The 17,625-nt window shown below is 45.1% G+C and carries 16 protein-coding genes; 2 read left to right on the forward strand and 14 right to left on the reverse strand.

The window, feature by feature from the left end; translation table 11 throughout:
• Positions 1-6: 6 nt before the first annotated feature.
• The 13 genes from AC58VC_RS02030 to uidA all read right to left on the reverse strand — a co-directional run bounded on the left by AC58VC_RS02030 (position 7) and on the right by uidA (position 14,164).
• Positions 7-1,035, reverse strand: a complete 1,029-nt coding sequence (locus AC58VC_RS02030) for an S-layer homology domain-containing protein (RefSeq protein ID WP_497367206.1) — start codon at positions 1,033-1,035, stop codon at positions 7-9.
• Between the two features lie 27 nt (positions 1,036-1,062).
• Positions 1,063-1,878 (reverse strand): carbohydrate ABC transporter permease, encoded by an 816-nt coding sequence (locus tag AC58VC_RS02035; protein WP_497367883.1) that lies wholly within the window; start codon positions 1,876-1,878, stop codon positions 1,063-1,065.
• A gap of 7 nt (positions 1,879-1,885) precedes the next feature.
• Entirely contained in the window at positions 1,886-2,812 is a 927-nt protein-coding gene (locus tag AC58VC_RS02040; protein WP_497367207.1) for a carbohydrate ABC transporter permease, read from the reverse strand.
• A gap of 69 nt (positions 2,813-2,881) precedes the next feature.
• Positions 2,882-4,240 (reverse strand): ABC transporter substrate-binding protein, encoded by a 1,359-nt coding sequence (locus tag AC58VC_RS02045; RefSeq protein ID WP_497367208.1) that lies wholly within the window; start codon positions 4,238-4,240, stop codon positions 2,882-2,884.
• Between the two features lie 133 nt (positions 4,241-4,373).
• On the reverse strand, positions 4,374-5,153 hold the full coding sequence (locus tag AC58VC_RS02050; RefSeq protein WP_497367209.1) for a response regulator transcription factor: 780 nt from the start codon (positions 5,151-5,153) through the stop codon (positions 4,374-4,376).
• Positions 5,154-5,169: 16 nt separating this feature from the next.
• Entirely contained in the window at positions 5,170-6,498 is a 1,329-nt protein-coding gene (locus tag AC58VC_RS02055) for an ABC transporter substrate-binding protein (RefSeq protein ID WP_497367884.1), read from the reverse strand.
• Between the two features lie 9 nt (positions 6,499-6,507).
• Positions 6,508-8,310: a sensor histidine kinase gene (locus AC58VC_RS02060; protein ID WP_497367210.1), complete on the reverse strand. Its 1,803-nt coding sequence runs from the start codon at positions 8,308-8,310 to the stop codon at positions 6,508-6,510.
• A gap of 159 nt (positions 8,311-8,469) precedes the next feature.
• Complete coding sequence (locus tag AC58VC_RS02065) at positions 8,470-9,336, reverse strand: AraC family transcriptional regulator (protein WP_497367211.1); 867 nt, start codon at positions 9,334-9,336, stop codon at positions 8,470-8,472.
• Positions 9,337-9,492: 156 nt separating this feature from the next.
• Positions 9,493-10,692 (reverse strand): MFS transporter, encoded by a 1,200-nt coding sequence (locus tag AC58VC_RS02070; RefSeq protein WP_497367212.1) that lies wholly within the window; start codon positions 10,690-10,692, stop codon positions 9,493-9,495.
• 1 nt (position 10,693) lies between these two features.
• Positions 10,694-11,179, reverse strand: coding sequence for a DUF6530 family protein (locus tag AC58VC_RS02075; protein ID WP_497367213.1), 486 nt, complete (start codon positions 11,177-11,179; stop codon positions 10,694-10,696).
• Positions 11,180-11,566: 387 nt separating this feature from the next.
• Positions 11,567-11,686, reverse strand: a complete 120-nt coding sequence (locus AC58VC_RS02080; RefSeq protein ID WP_497367214.1) for a hypothetical protein — start codon at positions 11,684-11,686, stop codon at positions 11,567-11,569.
• A gap of 1 nt (position 11,687) precedes the next feature.
• Complete coding sequence (locus AC58VC_RS02085) at positions 11,688-12,305, reverse strand: MFS transporter (RefSeq protein ID WP_497367215.1); 618 nt, start codon at positions 12,303-12,305, stop codon at positions 11,688-11,690.
• Positions 12,306-12,367: 62 nt separating this feature from the next.
• The gene (gene uidA, locus AC58VC_RS02090; protein WP_497367216.1) at positions 12,368-14,164 is read right to left on the reverse strand and encodes a beta-glucuronidase; all 1,797 of its coding nucleotides are present in this window, start codon (positions 14,162-14,164) and stop codon (positions 12,368-12,370) included.
• Between the two features lie 160 nt (positions 14,165-14,324).
• Between uidA and AC58VC_RS02095 the strand changes: the two genes are divergently transcribed.
• Positions 14,325-15,518 carry a helix-turn-helix domain-containing protein gene (locus AC58VC_RS02095; RefSeq protein WP_497367217.1) on the forward strand — a complete coding sequence of 398 codons (1,194 nt, stop codon included), beginning with the start codon at positions 14,325-14,327 and terminating at the stop codon, positions 15,516-15,518.
• 99 nt (positions 15,519-15,617) lie between these two features.
• Positions 15,618-16,046, forward strand: coding sequence for a VOC family protein (locus AC58VC_RS02100; protein WP_497367218.1), 429 nt, complete (start codon positions 15,618-15,620; stop codon positions 16,044-16,046).
• Between the two features lie 69 nt (positions 16,047-16,115).
• On the opposite strand, the gene cls is transcribed toward AC58VC_RS02100, so the two are convergent.
• Positions 16,116-17,570, reverse strand: coding sequence for a cardiolipin synthase (cls, locus tag AC58VC_RS02105; protein ID WP_497367219.1), 1,455 nt, complete (start codon positions 17,568-17,570; stop codon positions 16,116-16,118).
• Between the last annotated feature and the right edge of the window lie 55 nt (positions 17,571-17,625).

The raw sequence follows: 17,625 nt of genomic DNA on the forward strand, positions 1-17,625 counted from the left end.
TGCATGTCACTTCTTATAATCAAGCAAAGATAGAATGAGTGTGACCGCCTCTGCCCTGGTCGCATTGTCATTCGGCATGAACAGGTTATCTCCCTTGCCTTGGATCAACCCAGCTTCAGCAGCAGCTGCTATGTAAGCGTTGGCCCACGCAGGAATTTGATCTTTATCGCCAAAAGTCGATATTTGATTCTCGTCTGCCTGAATACCTGAAGCACGCACGATCATTGTGGTGATTTCGGCTCGGGAGATCATTTGGCCTGCACGGAACGTGTTGTCCTCATACCCCGACACAATGCCGGCGTCTACTGCTGAGGAGATGCTTGATTTGGCCCACGCCGGTATGGAAGACTGGTCTGCAAAGGCAAGCTGTGCATTGTCCTTTAGCGGCAAATGAATCGCACGAGCTAGCATTGTTGCGAACTCTGCGCGTGTAACAAGTCCATCCGGCTGGAAGGTGCCATCCTCGTAACCGTTGACAAAGCCCAGTTTCGCTGCTTTTTCAATCGCCTCTTTCGCCCAGTGCCCTGCAATATCACGAAACATAGCCGCATTGTCGTTTCTGATATCCATAGCGATCTGTGTGCTCGCATTTTGTTTCGTGGAAACCATTTTGCTGGTGACAAGCTTCACGTCTGTAAGTTCTACCGCTGCTTGACCTTTGCCAATCGGTTCGAAAGTGAGTGTGCATAGAGGAACCTTCCCGCTTTCCCCGGCAACCTTACCAACTTTGGTACTTGCAAATTGAATCTGATTATCTTTCACGATAGCAGGAATGGAAAAACCGGTGATTGCGCTTTTCGCATCCTTAAATCGTAGTTGGTTGGTGTCATAGACAAAATTCACTTCATAAGCGTAAATATCCTGAAGATTATCCCCTGTGACCGTAACTTTCAGTTCTTTGTCTTTCCCTACCTCAGGTTTATCATTACTGATGGTTAGCGTGTACGTATTGAGGTCTGCCGCCCAAGTGGACATCGGAACCAACAATATACAAAAGATGAGAATCAGATGGATATAAAGCAATTTACGTTTCATGCAGATCTTTCCTTTCTGAGCCTTCTATTATCCTTTAATCGAACCTGCGAGGAGCCCTCGAATAAAATACTTGCTCAAGAAAATATAAACAAGCAGCGTGGGTAATGCGGCCAATATTGCTCCTGCCATCTGTACGTTCCACTGCACGATTTGGCTGCCTGACAGATTTTGCAGTGCAACCATGATCGGTTGCTGCTTCTGAGTTGTCAGTGTAACGGCAAACAGAAATTCGTTCCAAACGCTAGTGAATTGCCATATCCCTACTACAACAAATCCCGTTAATGAAAGAGGGATCATGATATACCGATAAATACCGAAAAATCCGGTTCCATCGATTTTGGCTGACTCCAGCACTTCCGTTGGGATTCCCACATAAAAGTTGCGAAACATCAACGTGCAAATGGGCAGACCGTAGATGACATGAACGAGAATTAATCCAGGAATCGTGTTGTATAACTTAATGGATTGCAAGAACTGAATTAATGGGATAAGAATACTTTGGTAAGGGATGAACATCCCAAATAACATCAGTGAAAATAAAAAGTTTGATCCTTTAAACTTCCATTTTGATAAGATGTAGCCGTTTAATGACCCTAACAGGGAAGATAACAACGTAGCTGGGATAGCCAGCAAAAAGCTGTTCATCAAATTCGGGATCAGCTTCTTGAGCGCTTCTTGATAACCTTTCAAGTTAAAATACTCAGGCAGCGCCCACATTTTATCGAGTGTAATTTCGTTCAGTCCCTTGACGCTCGTAATCAGCATGACATAAACCGGAACCAGATAAAGAATCGCCAGAACGATTAGTGCTACATATAACAGCGAACGATTCACGCGCTCCATTGACATCTTAATCCTCCCCCTTGCGCAAGTTGGAAATTAAGTAAGGAATGATTAACAAAGAGACAAGCAGCAGCATAATCATGGCGATTCCTGCGCCTTGGGCATAGTGATTTCCGCGGAATGTCGTTTCAAACATGTACACGCCCGGTACATCCGTAACAAACATCGCACCAGGTCCAGTCATGGCATAGACGAGATCAAAAATCTTTAAGGATATGTGCGCCAAAATAATAATCAAGCTCATCGTAATTGGCTTCAGCTGCGGCAAGATCACCTTCCGAAGCACCTGCCATTCCGTTGCACCATCCACCCGTGCTGCTTCGCGAAGTTCTTCGGATATGTTCCTTAATCCAGCCAAATACATAGCCATTGCGAATCCCGACGTTTGCCAGATGGCCGCAATAACAACAGCGATAATGGCTACTGGTAGGCCAAAATCGATCTGGCCCATTGAGATTTTGGGTATAATCTCTGTGCTAATGAACCAATTGGGCACATTCGTAACGCCAAGCGACTTCAGCAGTAAGTTAACCCCCGTCGTTGGGTTCAAAATCCATTGCCACACAACCCCGGTTACGACAAAAGAAAGTGCCATTGGGAATACGAATATGTTTCGAAAAAAAGCTTCCCCTTTTATCTTCCTGTCTACCATGACCGCCAAAAACAAGCCGACAAACATCCCGCCTGCGATGAATAGAGCGGTAAACATCACCGTATTTCTTAAATCAGATTGAAACCGGAAATCTTGAAATAGAAAAGCATAATTGCTGAATCCAGCGAAAGTCAGGTTCTTAACAAGTGTGTTCCACTCGGATAGCGATACGTAACCGGTCCAGGCGATAAAACCATACACAAATATGGCGATTGCAATTAAAGACGGCAGCAGCATTGCGACAGGCACAAGCTTTTCCGACTTCCAACGAAAAGCGTTCATCTACTCACACTCCAGAAAAACAGGGCCAGATGCCTAAATTCAACATCTGGCCCTGTCGATTTTTCAAACCTATTTCTTCATGCCATTGGCAGTTTGTGCTTGTTTAAGTGCTTTTGCCGCTTGTTCTACATCGCCTTGAGTCACGAAGATATTAATCGCTTGGTTGGCTTGTGTCGTAAAACCTTCAGGCGCTGCTGAGCCGTGGGCCATACTTGGAGTAAGCTTGCTCTTTTTAAAATCTTCAATCGTCGTTTTCCCATAAATATCGTATTTGGAAACATCCGCATCAACTCTTGCCGGAATGGAGCCCTTCAGCGGGTTAAATACATCTTGACCTTCTACCGAGCCAAGAACCTTCAGAAACTCTTTAGCCGTCGCTTGATCTTTGGAGTCCTTCGGCAATGCAAACGTATCCGTCACGACCATGAAAGTACCGTCTGTATTCGGGGATGCAACCCATCCAAAATCTTCGTTCACTTTCAATTTCAAATCCGTCGTGAAATATCCTTTTGCCCAATCTCCCATGTTGTTCATTGCGGCTTCACCTTTGGCTACCAACTGGGCGGCATCCTGCCAGTTACGTGCTGCATGGTCCTTATTCGTATAAGAGAGCATCTTTTTAAATGTTTCGAGTGATTTTTTCACGCGAGCATCATCAAACGGAATCTCGCCAGTCCACAGCTTTTTGTAATCGTCAGCACCAAATTCGCCAAGCAACACGTTTTCGAACAACATAGTAGCAGTCCACGGTTCTTTATCACCGAGTGCCAAAGGCGTGATGCCCTTCGCTTTCAAGGCGTCCGCTACCTTAATAAATTCATCAAAAGTCGTAGGCGCTTTCAAACCATTTTGGTCAAAAATTTTCTTGTTATAGAAAATAACATTCCCCCGGTGAATATTAACCGGTACCGAATAGATGTTGCCGTCCTTGCTGACCATCTCGATCAGGTCCTTCGGAAACTTATCCTTCCAGCCTTCCTTGTCGTACAGGTCGTTCAATGGGCTGACTTTAGCGGCAGCCACCCAGCCTGTATTCAGCTCTGCTCCGCCATGAACTTGGAACGCTGAAGGCGGATCTCCGCCCTGCATGCGGCTGGCGAGAACAGCTTTGGCATTGGTTCCGGCACCGCCGGCAACAGCCGCATTAATCACTTCAATGTCCGGATATTTATCTTTGAACAGTTTAATAAGTCCTTGAAGACCCGCTTCTTCACCTGCACCTGTCCACCAGCTGAAGATTTCCACTTGCTTCTTGGTAGCAGCCGGAGCCGGAGTAGCGGGCGCTGCTGATGCGGCAGGCGTGTTTGCGGCCGCAGCCGGAGTTGGAGCCGGACTGTTAGTCGCCTCATTGGTGTTGGAGCCGCATGCCGTAAGAAGTGAACTTGTTAATGTTACAGCCGAAAGAATCAAAGATAATTTACGTTTCACAGTACTTCCCCTTTCAGATCGCTTTTGTATGAAACCGCTTTACAAAATTATCTTACTCAATTGAGGAAATACTTTTAATGAGGTAAATCTATCTTTTATTCTGTTTTTTTGCACAAAACGCAATCCCTGTTAATTAGGCATGCTTTGACCTGTAATCGCCAGGCGACATCCCCTTTTGCTTTTGAAACCATTCACTGAAATAGCGGGGGTTAGGATAACCGACAGACTCCCCAATCTGATAAATCTTGAGGTTGCTGCTGCCAAGAAGTTCACAGGCTTTCTCTATCCGCAGCTGGGATAAATAATCACTGAACGATTTGCCTGTTTCTTGGCGGAACAGCCTGCTCAAATAATTCGAGGTCACGAACAATTCATCGGCAATCTGATTGAGATGCAGATCCTCTGTGAACCTGGCACCCATCATTTGAAGTGCTTTCTTGATCAAATAAGAGCTGGGCTCCTCAGCGACCTTCTGATCCTGTGAATTTTTGTCTGGCGCAGCTGCCTCATTCGCACACAGCATCTTTGCTTTCTGCAAAGCTACCTCAATCTCTTCCACATCCGAAGGTTTAAGCAGGTAATCCACAGCTCCTAAACGAAGTGCTTCTTGGGCATATTTAAAATCACCATACCCGCTAAGGAAAATAACCTTCGTGTTCGACAGCATTCGACTTTCTTTTTCTAATTCGCGCAATCTAGCAACTAATTCAAGACCAGTCATATTAGGCATCCGAATATCCGACAACAGAATGTCGACGGGGTGGTCCTCCATATAGCGGATAGCTTCGAGGCCGTCTTGAAAGACTTGAACCAGCTCGATCCCCAGCAGTTCCCAATTGATATGCTCGCTTAAGCCTTCACGAATCCAGGTTTCGTCATCAATAATCACGGCACGGCAAACGGTCGCGTTCATCGAGTCATCCTCCATCCTACTTCAAATTTCCATTCATTTTCATAGAAAGCTGACGTAACTCATTAGCTGCATCTTTAAAAGATATTTCCGGCTTGGCAAAAGATGTAATGATTTTGGCCAAAGCCCTTTCTTCGATTTCCACCATTGCTGGATAATAACTGATCGAAGGCTCAATTTTGGCCATATCCATGCTTTTCAAAATTAATGCAAAGTCTGGTCTTGTCACCTCAAAGGATGGATCGGCTAGTATAGAGCGTCTTGCGGGAACTCCCCCCTGCTGGGCATAGATCATTCCACCGCGCTTTCCAGTTGCATACTGGAGAAATTTCCAGGCGTCCACAGAATTTCTGGAACTTGCATTAATGGCGAGCGTCCAGCCATGCTGAAACGGCACACGCTTAATATGGCCAAGCTGATCCTTGGTGCCAGGGATTAACGCAATTTTGATTGCGTCTTTATTCGGATCGTTATTTTGCTTGATCATGGGATACGCCGCATTCCAATATGGAGCGGCCATGGCGATCTCCCCAGCTATTAAAGCGTCACGAGTTCTGGTAAAATCCCAGCTTAGCAAATCCTGTGGAACTACCTTCTCTTGGACCAGCTTCTCTATATATTTACCGGCTTGAATCGATTCCTCTCGATCCAACAAGACGTTCCCGTCCTCTTCATTCAGCACATCGCCGCCGTATGACCATAACAAAGAAGCGAAGATCTTGGATCTTTCTTCCGGCACTACAGCAGGCATTGCCAGGCCCCATCTCGTGGGGGAAGTGGGGTTCTTGCTTTTGGTATACGTATTGGCTAATTCGAACAATTCGTCCCAGGTTTCTGGTGGACTTGGAATTAAGTCGCTTCGATAATACAGGAAGTGCGTGCTAATATCCGTTGGCAGTGCATATGTCGTATCTTGATATTTGTACGTGGCCAAAAAATCGCTAACATCAAACGACTGGATATCGGTCAAATTATTATCATTCATGAAGGAATCTAGTGGAAGAATGGCATGTACCGCCGCGAATTGTGCAATCGATGTATTGGGAATAGAGACAATATCGAACGACTCTGTTCCTGCGAGCAGCTGCGTGCCAACGGAGGTAAAATACACATCTCTCCCCAATTCGATAAACTCCACCTGAATGCCCGTATCCGCTTCAAACGTCTGGGAAATTTGCCGCATCGCGGTAGATTCCGTACCCGTACGAATCAACACTTTTATTTTTTGGGGGTTCGCTACTGCTTTAGGAGAGTCCACTGTGACCCGATCCAGCAATAGCAAGCTGCTCAGCGCCCAGACTAGAAGCAAGACGAACGATACCAACATCAATCTATTGAAATGCAGCATTTTCAAATGCTATGCCCCCTCTTGATCCTCCTGGAACGAAGACAATCGATAAGGGATTGTAACCGTTACCAACGCGCCTTGATCCTCACCAGCTGCTACCTCAATGCCATATTCTGTTCCGAAAGCTGTCTGAATTCTTTGTTGCACATTTCGCAGCCCCACATGGGCGTTTGAAGCAGCATTCTGCAGCAAAAACCGGACATGCTCCAGATCAACTTGCCTGCCCGTATTCGATATGACAATAAGCACCTTCTCTTCGCTTCGAAAGGCTTTAATCCTTACCTTCCCGCCATCCTGACTTTTGGATATGCCATGTTCTAAAGCGTTTTCAACTAGCGGCTGCAGAATAAGCGGCATCACCCTTACATAGGTAACTTCAGGATCTATCTCAATTTCGTAGTATAGCTTGTCTCTGTACCGAAAGGATTGAATTTGCAAATAGTTCTCCACATGCTCAAGTTCTTTCCCTAGTAGTGTCCACTCCTGGCCGGCATTTAAAGTGAACCGGAAAAAACGTCCCAAAGCCGTAACCAGCTTGCTGATGGATTCTGCTTTGTGCTTCTTCGCCATCCAATAAATCATATCCAGCGTATTATATAAAAAATGAGGATGGATCTGCATTTGCAGCGCTTGAAGTAGAGCCTCGCGTTTTTCCTTCTGCTGCTTTTCATTCTCATGAATCAACGTTTGAATTCGGTCCATCAACCGGTTAAAACTAAATTGCAAGATGCTGATCTCTTGAATGGGTCCTAACGTATCCCGCACATGAAGATTGTCTTTCGCAGCGAATGTCATTAATCTGGCAAGGTTAATAACGGGCTTAGAAATGGCTGTAGCTAAGAGAAACGAGACGATTACCGCGACTAACGCACCGATTGCCGACATCATCAACAAGTACCGCAATATTTTCTGATTGGGGCCAATTAATTCATTGATGGGAACGACCGCCGTCATCTTCCATCCACTTATTTGGGACGTGTCGAAGGCGAGAAGCCATTTGCCATCGACAATCTGCAGCCCTTGGCCTTGAGATGGCAAGGCATTTATGGCTTGGCTTATTTTATTATTATGAGACAGCTGAGGATCTTGCTGATAAATCACATCGCCAGATGCGTCCGTGACTAATAGCGAGCCTGTTGAACCAATTTGAACGTTTCGCAAATGCTCACTAATAAAACGGTCGTTAAATTGAACAAATAAATAACCTCTAAGCTTTGCTGTATTACTGTCAATGAGCCGCCTGGCAGCGGTGACGGACGCGCGAACTGGCGTTTCGAAACCGTCCTTTAGCCGGTAAATTGACCTTTTATCACTAAACCAGTTCATCTTTAATGGCTGACGTTCAATCTGATCCATAACAAATTGAATATTGACTCGATCCACTTGCTCATACGTGTAAAATAAATTTTCTGTCGAAAGAACCTCATGTCCTGCAGTAATAAAATAGATGGCTCGGATGTGCTCCAATCTGCCACGAAATAAATTGGAATACACCATATTTTTAAATTTTTGATTGGCTTCGAACAACGGATAAGCGGAGTCCAAGGGGCCGTTTAAGAAATCAAGCGACTGTTCATACAACAACGTCCAAGTAAGCCGATCAATCTCGGAGAGATTAGCATCCAAAGCCCGCTGAGTCTGCCCCACCGTCTGCAGCAAGTACTGACTAACCTGCTTTTGGAATAATTCATTTTCCTTTTTATAGGTAATATAGGTAATTACGACTAGCGGAAGAATCATGAGCAAAAGAAAAACAGACAGCAAGATTGTGCGAATAGAGATCAGTTTGCTGACATTATTGAAAGCGCTCACCCTTTCCACCGTTTAAATACACGAATAATCTATCACGTTCAATTTGAAATGTTTGTCGAAACAAGTGAAAGATCACATAAAAAATAATAAAATGTTGCAAAAAAAAAGAAATGATGCTTAAGAAGCACCACCTCTACACGTTAGACCATTCAGCCCATCTTACTTTTTCGAAACAGGAATCCATATTTCACTTCTGAAATTAGGGGATGTTACGTCTTTACTTTCATTCCACAATATCTCTGGACCATCCAACTGTTCATAACTCGACGATGGAAACCATTCGGAATAGATGCGACCCCATATCTGTTGAAGTGTTTCTGGAAAAGGACCTACAGCCTCAAATACAGCCCACGAGGAGGCAGGAACTTCAAGAGAAGCTAGATGATCCGGGCATTCCAACGTGGTTGCTGCTCCGATATAATGATCGAGTTCTCCTTTCTCTTCCATCCGCCCTTCTGAAAAGTTTGCGGACCCGCTAATTAGCCCTTTTGGCTCCACATTCGAAAGCGATTTGAGCTCTTGAATCAGCCCCGCGTTTAAACTTCCCCACATGGCTGCGATTTCTGGATTCACACCATCAAAAATAATGGGCACTCTTTTCTTAAGTCCAACGATGCGAAAAGCTTCTTTTTCCTCAATCCGGTAGTTCATGACATCTCCTCCTTGAATCGTGAGTTGGAAGGTCAGTCTCGGATAAGCTTTTAACGTTTGCCCCGTCTCTCTTGCCTCCGTCGGCGTTATCCCATGCAGGCTTTGAAAGGCTCTGGTAAACGAGTCTGGCGAGTTATAGCCATATTTTACCGCCAAATCAATGATCTTTATGGGGCTATGGTTAAGCTCAAATGCGGCAAGCGTAAGCCTTCTGCGGCGAATGTATTCCGATAGCGAGACACCTGCGAGGAACGAGAACATTCTTTTGAAATGAAACTCCGAGCACATCGCTAATCTGGCTGCTTCTTTGAAATCAATCTCATCCGTCAGATTTTCTTCGATATAAGACAATGCACCATTCACGTTCTCAAGCATCTTCAAACTCACCTCCCTCTCTTATCTATAAAATAGCAAAAGTCCGAAGTCTACGTCCGACTTTTCGTGTACAATGCGGCAGGGTTCTTGACTAAAAGAAGAAGAGGCTGCCTTCAGGTTTAATAACCCGCCCGGACAGCCTAGTTGGAAAGAACATCAAAAACTTTGTGCCCGCGCCTGTTTCTCCTTCATGATCGGCAATAACAGCCAAGCTCCAACGATGAGCAGACAGCCGCTAAGCACATAGACCGCAAAAAGTGAGGACAGATCTTTTAAATACCCAGAAATCGACATGCCCACCACCATCATTCCCATAAAAATGGGGGTTATGGCGCCTCCGACCCTTCCCATATAAGCGGCTTCTGTGTTTTTCATCAGAAGTGTTTGAATGCCGACTTGGACGCAGGGGTAAAATAATCCGCTGAGTGCTTGGAGCGCAAAGGATAGAAGCAATATCTTCGATGCTCCGACTGCAATGGTGCATATGGCGCTAACCATCAAGCCTATCGCAAGCAACACTTGCGGTTTTACTTTCTTGGCTACAGTCATGATGAAGGCTCCACCAATCAGCATTGCCGCGCCATTCGTCATAAGAAACCACTGTATAAATGCTTTATCCTGACCTAAGTTTTCAATCGTGATGAAAATCATAAGGGGCTGAATCATTCCCGCCGCAAGCCCTGAAGCAGCAAATGTTGCACCTAGGGTTCGTAAAGAACGGTTAGACCATACATAACTTATTCCAGCTTTCATCTCGGACACAAAACTACCTGTATGATTAGCCTTCACATCATCTGTGTCACGAGGCAAGAACGATAGGATAATGGCAGACGTCAGGAAAAATAAAAACGTCAACAGAAGGGAAACCTTTATACCAAACTGCATGAAAACAAAGACACCAATGATCGGACCCACAATAGTAAAGATGCCTATCAAGGATTGCGATAGCGCCATCACACTTTGCAGTTTGTCACCTGCAACATGTTTCTTATAGAGCTTCATCGCGGAGGGCTGCGAAAATTGAGATAAACTCGCAGAGATCAGTGTTCCAATTAATAACGCATTCCATTCACCCATCACAAGAGCGAGTAGCACGGCTACCACGGAAACCGCTGATAAAAAGTCACTCCAAACCATCGTTCGTTTGGGTTTCCAGCGATCTGCAAATGTCCCTCCGATGATCGCGAATAAAAATATAGGAGCAAATTCAACGACGGAGATGAGTGACACATACTTAGGATCATTGTTCGTAATATCAGTAACATATAAAAGTACGGCAAAATTTCTTATCCAAACACCTAATTGCAGGAACACCCGCGAAAGGATAATCGTTCGCACATATCGATTCGTAAACACGTTAATACCCCATATCTTTTAAAATTCTAGACAGCGTACGCAGACGTTCGCCATTAAGCTCATCATCTTCACTAAGCGCTTGGCTGAATAGTTGAATGTCTTCATTGATTTTTTCGTTATCTGTACAGACCGCTACAGTCATCGCATCTCCTTGCAGACCGACACGGTCAATCACCGGGTTCTCAGGATCGTACAAGTTCTTATTTCGATACGCCTCTTCGCGGAAATAGAGCATGCTTCTTGTTACAAGTATGGCCAGGTCGAGGACGCGATGCAGTGGCAGTTCTTCCGATTGTCTGGACCATTTCTCCCCTGTGTATCTCCAGACTTTGGCCGAAATGTCGACCTTCCCTCTGTCGTTCCATTGGGCTAGTCCTAAAGAGAGCCCTTTCGCATCGGACGTACCGGCGGCGTATCTGCCATCCACTTGCTCATAGTTTTCGGAAACAATAACGGGCTTATGTTTTAACGATGTAGGTATTTTCATTTGGTTATCTCCTCGTTTTCATTTAGTAATTTAGTAAATTAGTAATTTACTAATTCACAAACCAAATTCTATCCCGATGTTTGGAAAAAGTCAATATGTAGCAGCGGATTGTTAATTTTTACACGAGTGCCCTCAGGTTCCGCTATTGCCGCCGCCAGCCCCCTGCCAACTTGGCGGCTCTGCTCAAGCCGAGGCTGACGCACGGCTGTGGGGAACTACGGGGCGCTATTTCTGTGAAATAGCCCCTTTATGCACCGAAGGGGAACTGTGGTCCCTTATTTCTAAGTATTTGGCTGATATTCCGCCAACTACTTAGAAATAAGGCCCTACAGTTCCCCGAAAAGCTCTCGAACAGGCCCGAGGCACAAATAGTGCCCTCAGGTTCCGCTATGTGCCGCCGCCGATCCCGCCAGCAAGCGCCTGGCCAACCTTGCGGGCAAAGGAATAAACGGCATACACGGTGCCATCTTCCCGCACGCCAGTCACATACTCCTGATAGTCAATCACATCAGTGACAAAAAGCCCATACGACTAAATTGAAGAAAGCAAAGCCAAACATCCCAACAGCGGAAATGATCACGAATTGCCACGTCGTCAAATTAGGCAGGAAATACAAAGTAAGGTAGACGACAGATGAAAGCAGCATACCAGCTGCGGCAATCTCCTTCTTACCAAATTTGTGTACCCATGGCTGCCAGTATGAACCTGTTAGAATCTGCTTTAGACTAGCGAGCATAGCCCCCATCGTCCGGAATGTCGATAATGTTGTGCGCTCGACCGAATCGCTCGTAATCACAGACGCCATGGACCCATACGGAATATTGACTGTGCTGTATAGCGTGCCCCAAACCAGATAAGTGACAAACGCATAGGCCATGTAGAAATCATCAGACATCCCTGGAATTTTCACGAACATGAGAATACCTGATAAGACAAGCGGAAAAGACATTCGGAAGATCCAAGGCCGAAATTCGCCTTGAATCCCCGCTTTTCTCGTGTCGATGAACCGCCCCCATAGCACATCTGCAATAGCATCCCAAAGTCTTGCGATTACAAATACTAGACCTATCGCCGCCGCATGAATCTTGAAAATGTCCGTGTAATAGACCATTAAGAATGAGCTCACCAGGATAAAGAAGAAATCATTCCCGAAATCGCCGAACAAATAACCCAGCTTATGCTCGGATGCTATTGCTTATACCCGTACTCTGGAATAGCCAGCCATCTTTTGCGCAGCTCGTGAGCGGCATATTTCGGCTTCCGATCCCGTGTGAAAATGCCTTTCTTATTTCCTTGAACCCGCATAATCCCTTGGGACGTGTTAAAATCTGCAAAATTCCAAACCTGCTCGCCGACGAAGGTGTTAAATTCATCAAATACTTCGTGGTTGGCACGCAAGTACTCGACCTGAAACTCCTCCGTAAACATCACAGGGTCAACATCATGCAAGCCAGCAACCGTATCTGCGCCATACTCGGTCATCATAATCGGCTTACCTGGGCAGCGTTTGCCCCAGCCGCTCAATTCCTCGCGCAGCTTGATCTTGGCTGCTTTCATATCACCGCTTTGCACATACCAGCCGTAATACCTATTGAGCGCAAGCACATCAACAAGCTCTGCCACTTTACAGGTATCCGGTGTTGACATAAGGTGTGTGACTATGGTCACAGGTCTTTTTTGCGGATCAAGCTCTTTGGCAAGCTCGACAAGCGGCTTGAAGTAAGCATCCGCTCCCTCTTCTTCCGAGGCCGGCTCGTTCGCAATAGACCACATAACGACACAAGCGTGATTTTTGTCCCGCGCAATGAGTTCCCGAATAACTTCCTGGTGATGCTCCTTTGTTTGAAGGACCTCCCATGTTTTCCGTTTCGGACCATTGCCGAACATAGCCATGAAATTAAGGTGCAGTCCGACAGCAGGCGTCTCGTCAATCACAACGAGCCCTTCCAGGTCAGCTAGCCTCATTAATTCTTCGGAATAAGGGTAGTGGGCTGTACGGAACGAATTGGCACCGATCCACTTCATTAAGCGGAAATCGAGAACATTAACCGCTTCATTAAATCCTCTTCCATGTATCGCAGAATCCTCATGCTTCCCGAACCCTTTGAAATAAAACGGTTTATGATTAATCAGGAATTTCCCGTCTTTCACCTCAACCGTTCTTACACCGAAAGGCTGTTCATACACGTCGACAAGCTGTCCATTGTCGCTAATCTCAACTTTAAGCGTATACAAATAGGCTTTCAGAGGCTCCCACAGGGTCACCTCATCGATTTCGATTATCCCCTGATATCCACTGCTTTCTCCTACGACAACGCCCGACTGATCGACTACGGTTGCCTTCACTTGCCCTTTCCCCGTTATGTCCACTTCATACTGAACAATCCCCTTCTGTTCGTTCCAATTGGTTAGAATAGTCACATCTCTCACATATACATGTGGTGTCGTATAAATCTTCACCGGTCTATGGATGCCTGCATAATTAAAAAAATCAAAATTCGGGCTGTTTTTCGCGACAATACCACGTCCTGGAACTTCCTGCTCACTGTAGATGCCAACAGGCAGTGTTGTCTCATCCACGATATTGTTCACAGCAACCGTTAACCGATTATGCCCAGTTGTTAAAAAAGAATTGATTTCCGCCTCAAATGGTGTGAAACCGCCTTTATGCTCCATAACAGGTTTACCATTCACATAAACCATGGCTTGATGAGTAGCTGAACCAAAGCGCAAGACAATACGCTCTGACATCAGCAAATTTAATACGGTGAAATCACGCTCATACCAGACCCAGCCAACATGGTTTCGTATATCGGCTGTAACACCTACATCGTTAAAGGACGACGGCACTGACATTGGGATGGTCTCCGTAAGCGCAGTAGCGAACCACTTCTCTTGAAAGCCCTTTCCAAAATCCAGCTTAAATTTCCAAATCCCACTAAGATCTATTATTCCCCGAGACTCTGATGCGATTGGATATAACATAACACCCGCTCCTTTTCATCTGATTTTCAAACTCAACCAATAAGATTATACTAAGAGAATCGTATACACAGTAGGACGTAAAATGCATTTAAGGGATTATTTTAACACTCTATTTCAAAGTAGGGAGAATCTTATGACCGTACAACCACTCCACCTGTCAGTGATAAGTACTACATTTTTTCACTTAACTGATATCAATACCATCGTTCTGACCAGCAGCGGAACCGTTTTGTTGCGTCATGAGCATGATCGAACCCCTGAATTTCTAAGTGAGTGGCTGAAGGAGGACATCGCTTTCCTTTGCTCGGAAGCCCAACAATCCCCTGGACAATGCTGCAAATACACGAATACATGGGGATTTACCTACTTAGCCAAAGCTTTTCGAATCCAAGAGGAACGCACCAAGATCGTAGTCACTGGGCCTTTCTTACTGCAGGTTCCAGATGTCAATCGACTATACGCGAAATTCAAACTGGATCAAGGAAAACGAATTGAACTAGAAGTTTTTTACCGAGGGATGAAATTAATTAGCGGTGCGAGGGTTCAAAGCATGGCCAATGTTTTCGAGCAAATCGAAGGCATTTCGCAAGCCGATATACGGGAATTAGAACACCAAGCGCAGCCCGACCCATCCCCCCGTCAGAGAAAAGTCGAACTCATGCTGCAGCAATCCGATGAAGTTTATATCGACCTGATTGAATTACGTTATCAAATTGAACAAGAAATGATCCAAGCCGTTCAGCATGGCGATCATGAAACTTTGCAAAAAGTGCGCTTCAAAATGAAAAATCTGTATGACTTCTCCGAAAGATTTCCAAACAGGCCGGTTAGAGCCTTAAGAAATGCACTCATTATTTTAAATACATTGCTGCGAGTAGCCGCAAGAAATGCGAATGTACAACCCTTTTTCTTGAATCAGATCTCTGAGAAATTCGCCAAACAAATCGAACGGACCGAAACGATCCAAACGCTTGATAAATTAATGACACTCCTGTTTGACGAATATTGTCAGCTGGTACGCCTGCATGCTGTAAAGGGGTATTCCCCCCTCGTTCAAAAAGTCATTCAATTCGTTTCCCTGCGTTACAATAAACCATTAAGTTTAGAGGAACTTTCCGAGGAGTGCCACGCACATCCGGCACATATTTCAAGGCAATTCAAGAAGGAAACAGGAATGACAGTGACAGACTTCCAGCAGAAACAGCGGATTGAAGAAGCAAAGCCTTTACTGAGAAATGGCGAATTATCCATCAAATGGATTGCCGAATCTATTGGCTTCGATGATGCCGGCTACTTCACTCGTATTTTCAAAAAAATCACGGGAGTGACACCAACGCAATTTCAAAAAAGCTGAATCCAGCCTGCTTTGCCTTCTTTAGGTTGGATTAAGGACAAGTTAAATGATACAATATGGGAATAATATGAAAATAAACAAATATGAGGAGTGATACAAATGGCATTAGATTTTTACTTGAATTTCAATGGAAATTGTCGTGAAGCGGTGGAGTATTATGCAGAAGTATTTGGTACAGAGCAACCGAAAATCATGGCCTTTGGCGATACGCCATCAGACCCAGCATACCCTCTCCCAGAAGAGGCGAAATCCCTAGTCATGCACGCTAGACTTACGATTAGCGGCAGTACAGTGATGTTCTCTGACGTATTCCCAGGCATGCCTTTTGTAGCTGGAAACAATATCTCCTTATCCATGGTTAGCAAAGATGTCGAAGAAATCAAGTCCGCATTCCATAAGCTAAAAGAAGGCGGCAAAGTAGGAATGGAATTACAGGAAACTTTTTGGAGCAAATGCTATGGGAGCTTGGAAGACAAATTTGGCATCCAATGGCAGTTTAATTATGATAGCGGTGAAACCGTGTATTAATGACATAGCAATCGCATGCAAAAAAACACCTCTTCTCCTTCTAGGAAGAATGAGGTGTTTTTTTTTAGTTCATAAAATGGGAGAGATCAATTTCGAAATGGACTCCAAGAATCGTATCCGTAGGGAACGTTTCTCATATTCCTTCAACGTCAGTTCCATACACCCTTCCATGTCCTTCCAAAACGTAGCTTCCAGCTTTTTCGCTGTTTCCTCGTGATACATAAGCGCATTCGTCTCGAAATTAAGCCGCAGACTGCGAATATCGAAGTTAGCCGTCCCTACTGATGCCACTTTCCCATCGATAATAATCGTCTTCGCATGCAAGAACCCATAATCATAGAGGTAACATTTCACTCCGGCACGAAGCAATTCCCCCACATAATACAGAGAAGCCCAATGCACAAACAAGTGATCTGCTTTCTCTGGAATCATAATACGAACATCGATTCCTGACAACGCTGCAATGCGCAAAGCATTGAGCATGCTCTCTTCTGGAATAAAATACGGCGTCTGCAACAGGATCCGCTTTTTGGCCATGTGAATCATTTTGAGAAATGTATACACAAAATGCGGCCATTCTTCATTAGGCCCACTGGCTACTATCTGCATAGGCACCTGCTGCAAAGCACTTCTTTCTCCACGTTCTGGAAAATAGCACGGATCGACTTCGACTGGCATCGCAGAGGCTAAATTCCAGTCCAGGATGAAACGGGACTGAAGCGCGCGAACCACGCTTCCCGTTAGACGCAAGTGGGTATCTCGCCAAAACCCAAACTTAGGATCCATGCCGAGATATTCATTCCCCACATTGAACCCGCCCATATAAGCAATTTGGCCATCAATAATGACCAATTTCCGGTGATTGCGATAATTCACCCGATAGTTCAAATAAGGTATTCGGGATGGGAAAAAGGCAGCTTTATGCCCCCCGGCTTTCAGAAAATCACGAAAAAAGGAATCTTTCAAAGATCGTGAACCAATATCATCATACAAAAAACGAACGATGACACCTTGTTCCGCTTTTCTCGTTAACGCCTGAATGATTCTCTTCCCAAGCGCATCATTCTTCACAATGTAATACTGCATATGAATATGCGTTTTCGCTTCCTCGATTTTCAAGAGTAAATCGCTGAATTTGCTTATGCCATCCGTGAAAATATGGACGCCGTTATCCTGGGTCAGAAATGCGTCATTGGAGGACACGTTCAAATAAATCAAATGACGGTATTCGTTGACCATAGGATCTAGATAAGTCATCGTCCCATTCATCAGCTGCTCCCGCTGCTCAGAGATGACGGTCTGCATTCTTTCCTGCATGCGCTGGTTCCATTTATACAGCTTCCTGCGGCTTAGATTTTGTCCTAGCATCACGTAGAGCAGAAAGCCGAGAATTGGAATGAACAGAAGCACCATCAGCCATGACCAAGTAGCAGCCACGTTCCGGCGTTCTAAGAATACAACCGTAAGAGCAAGTAAAATATTAACGATAAAAAGTACAGTAAGCGCGTGCGATATCCAATCCATTTTGCCACTCCTAACCGTTGATGTCGGTGGATCAGGAATATTATACCTTATTTTC

The sequence above is a fragment of the Paenibacillus sp. J22R67 genome, assembly GCF_059692175.1.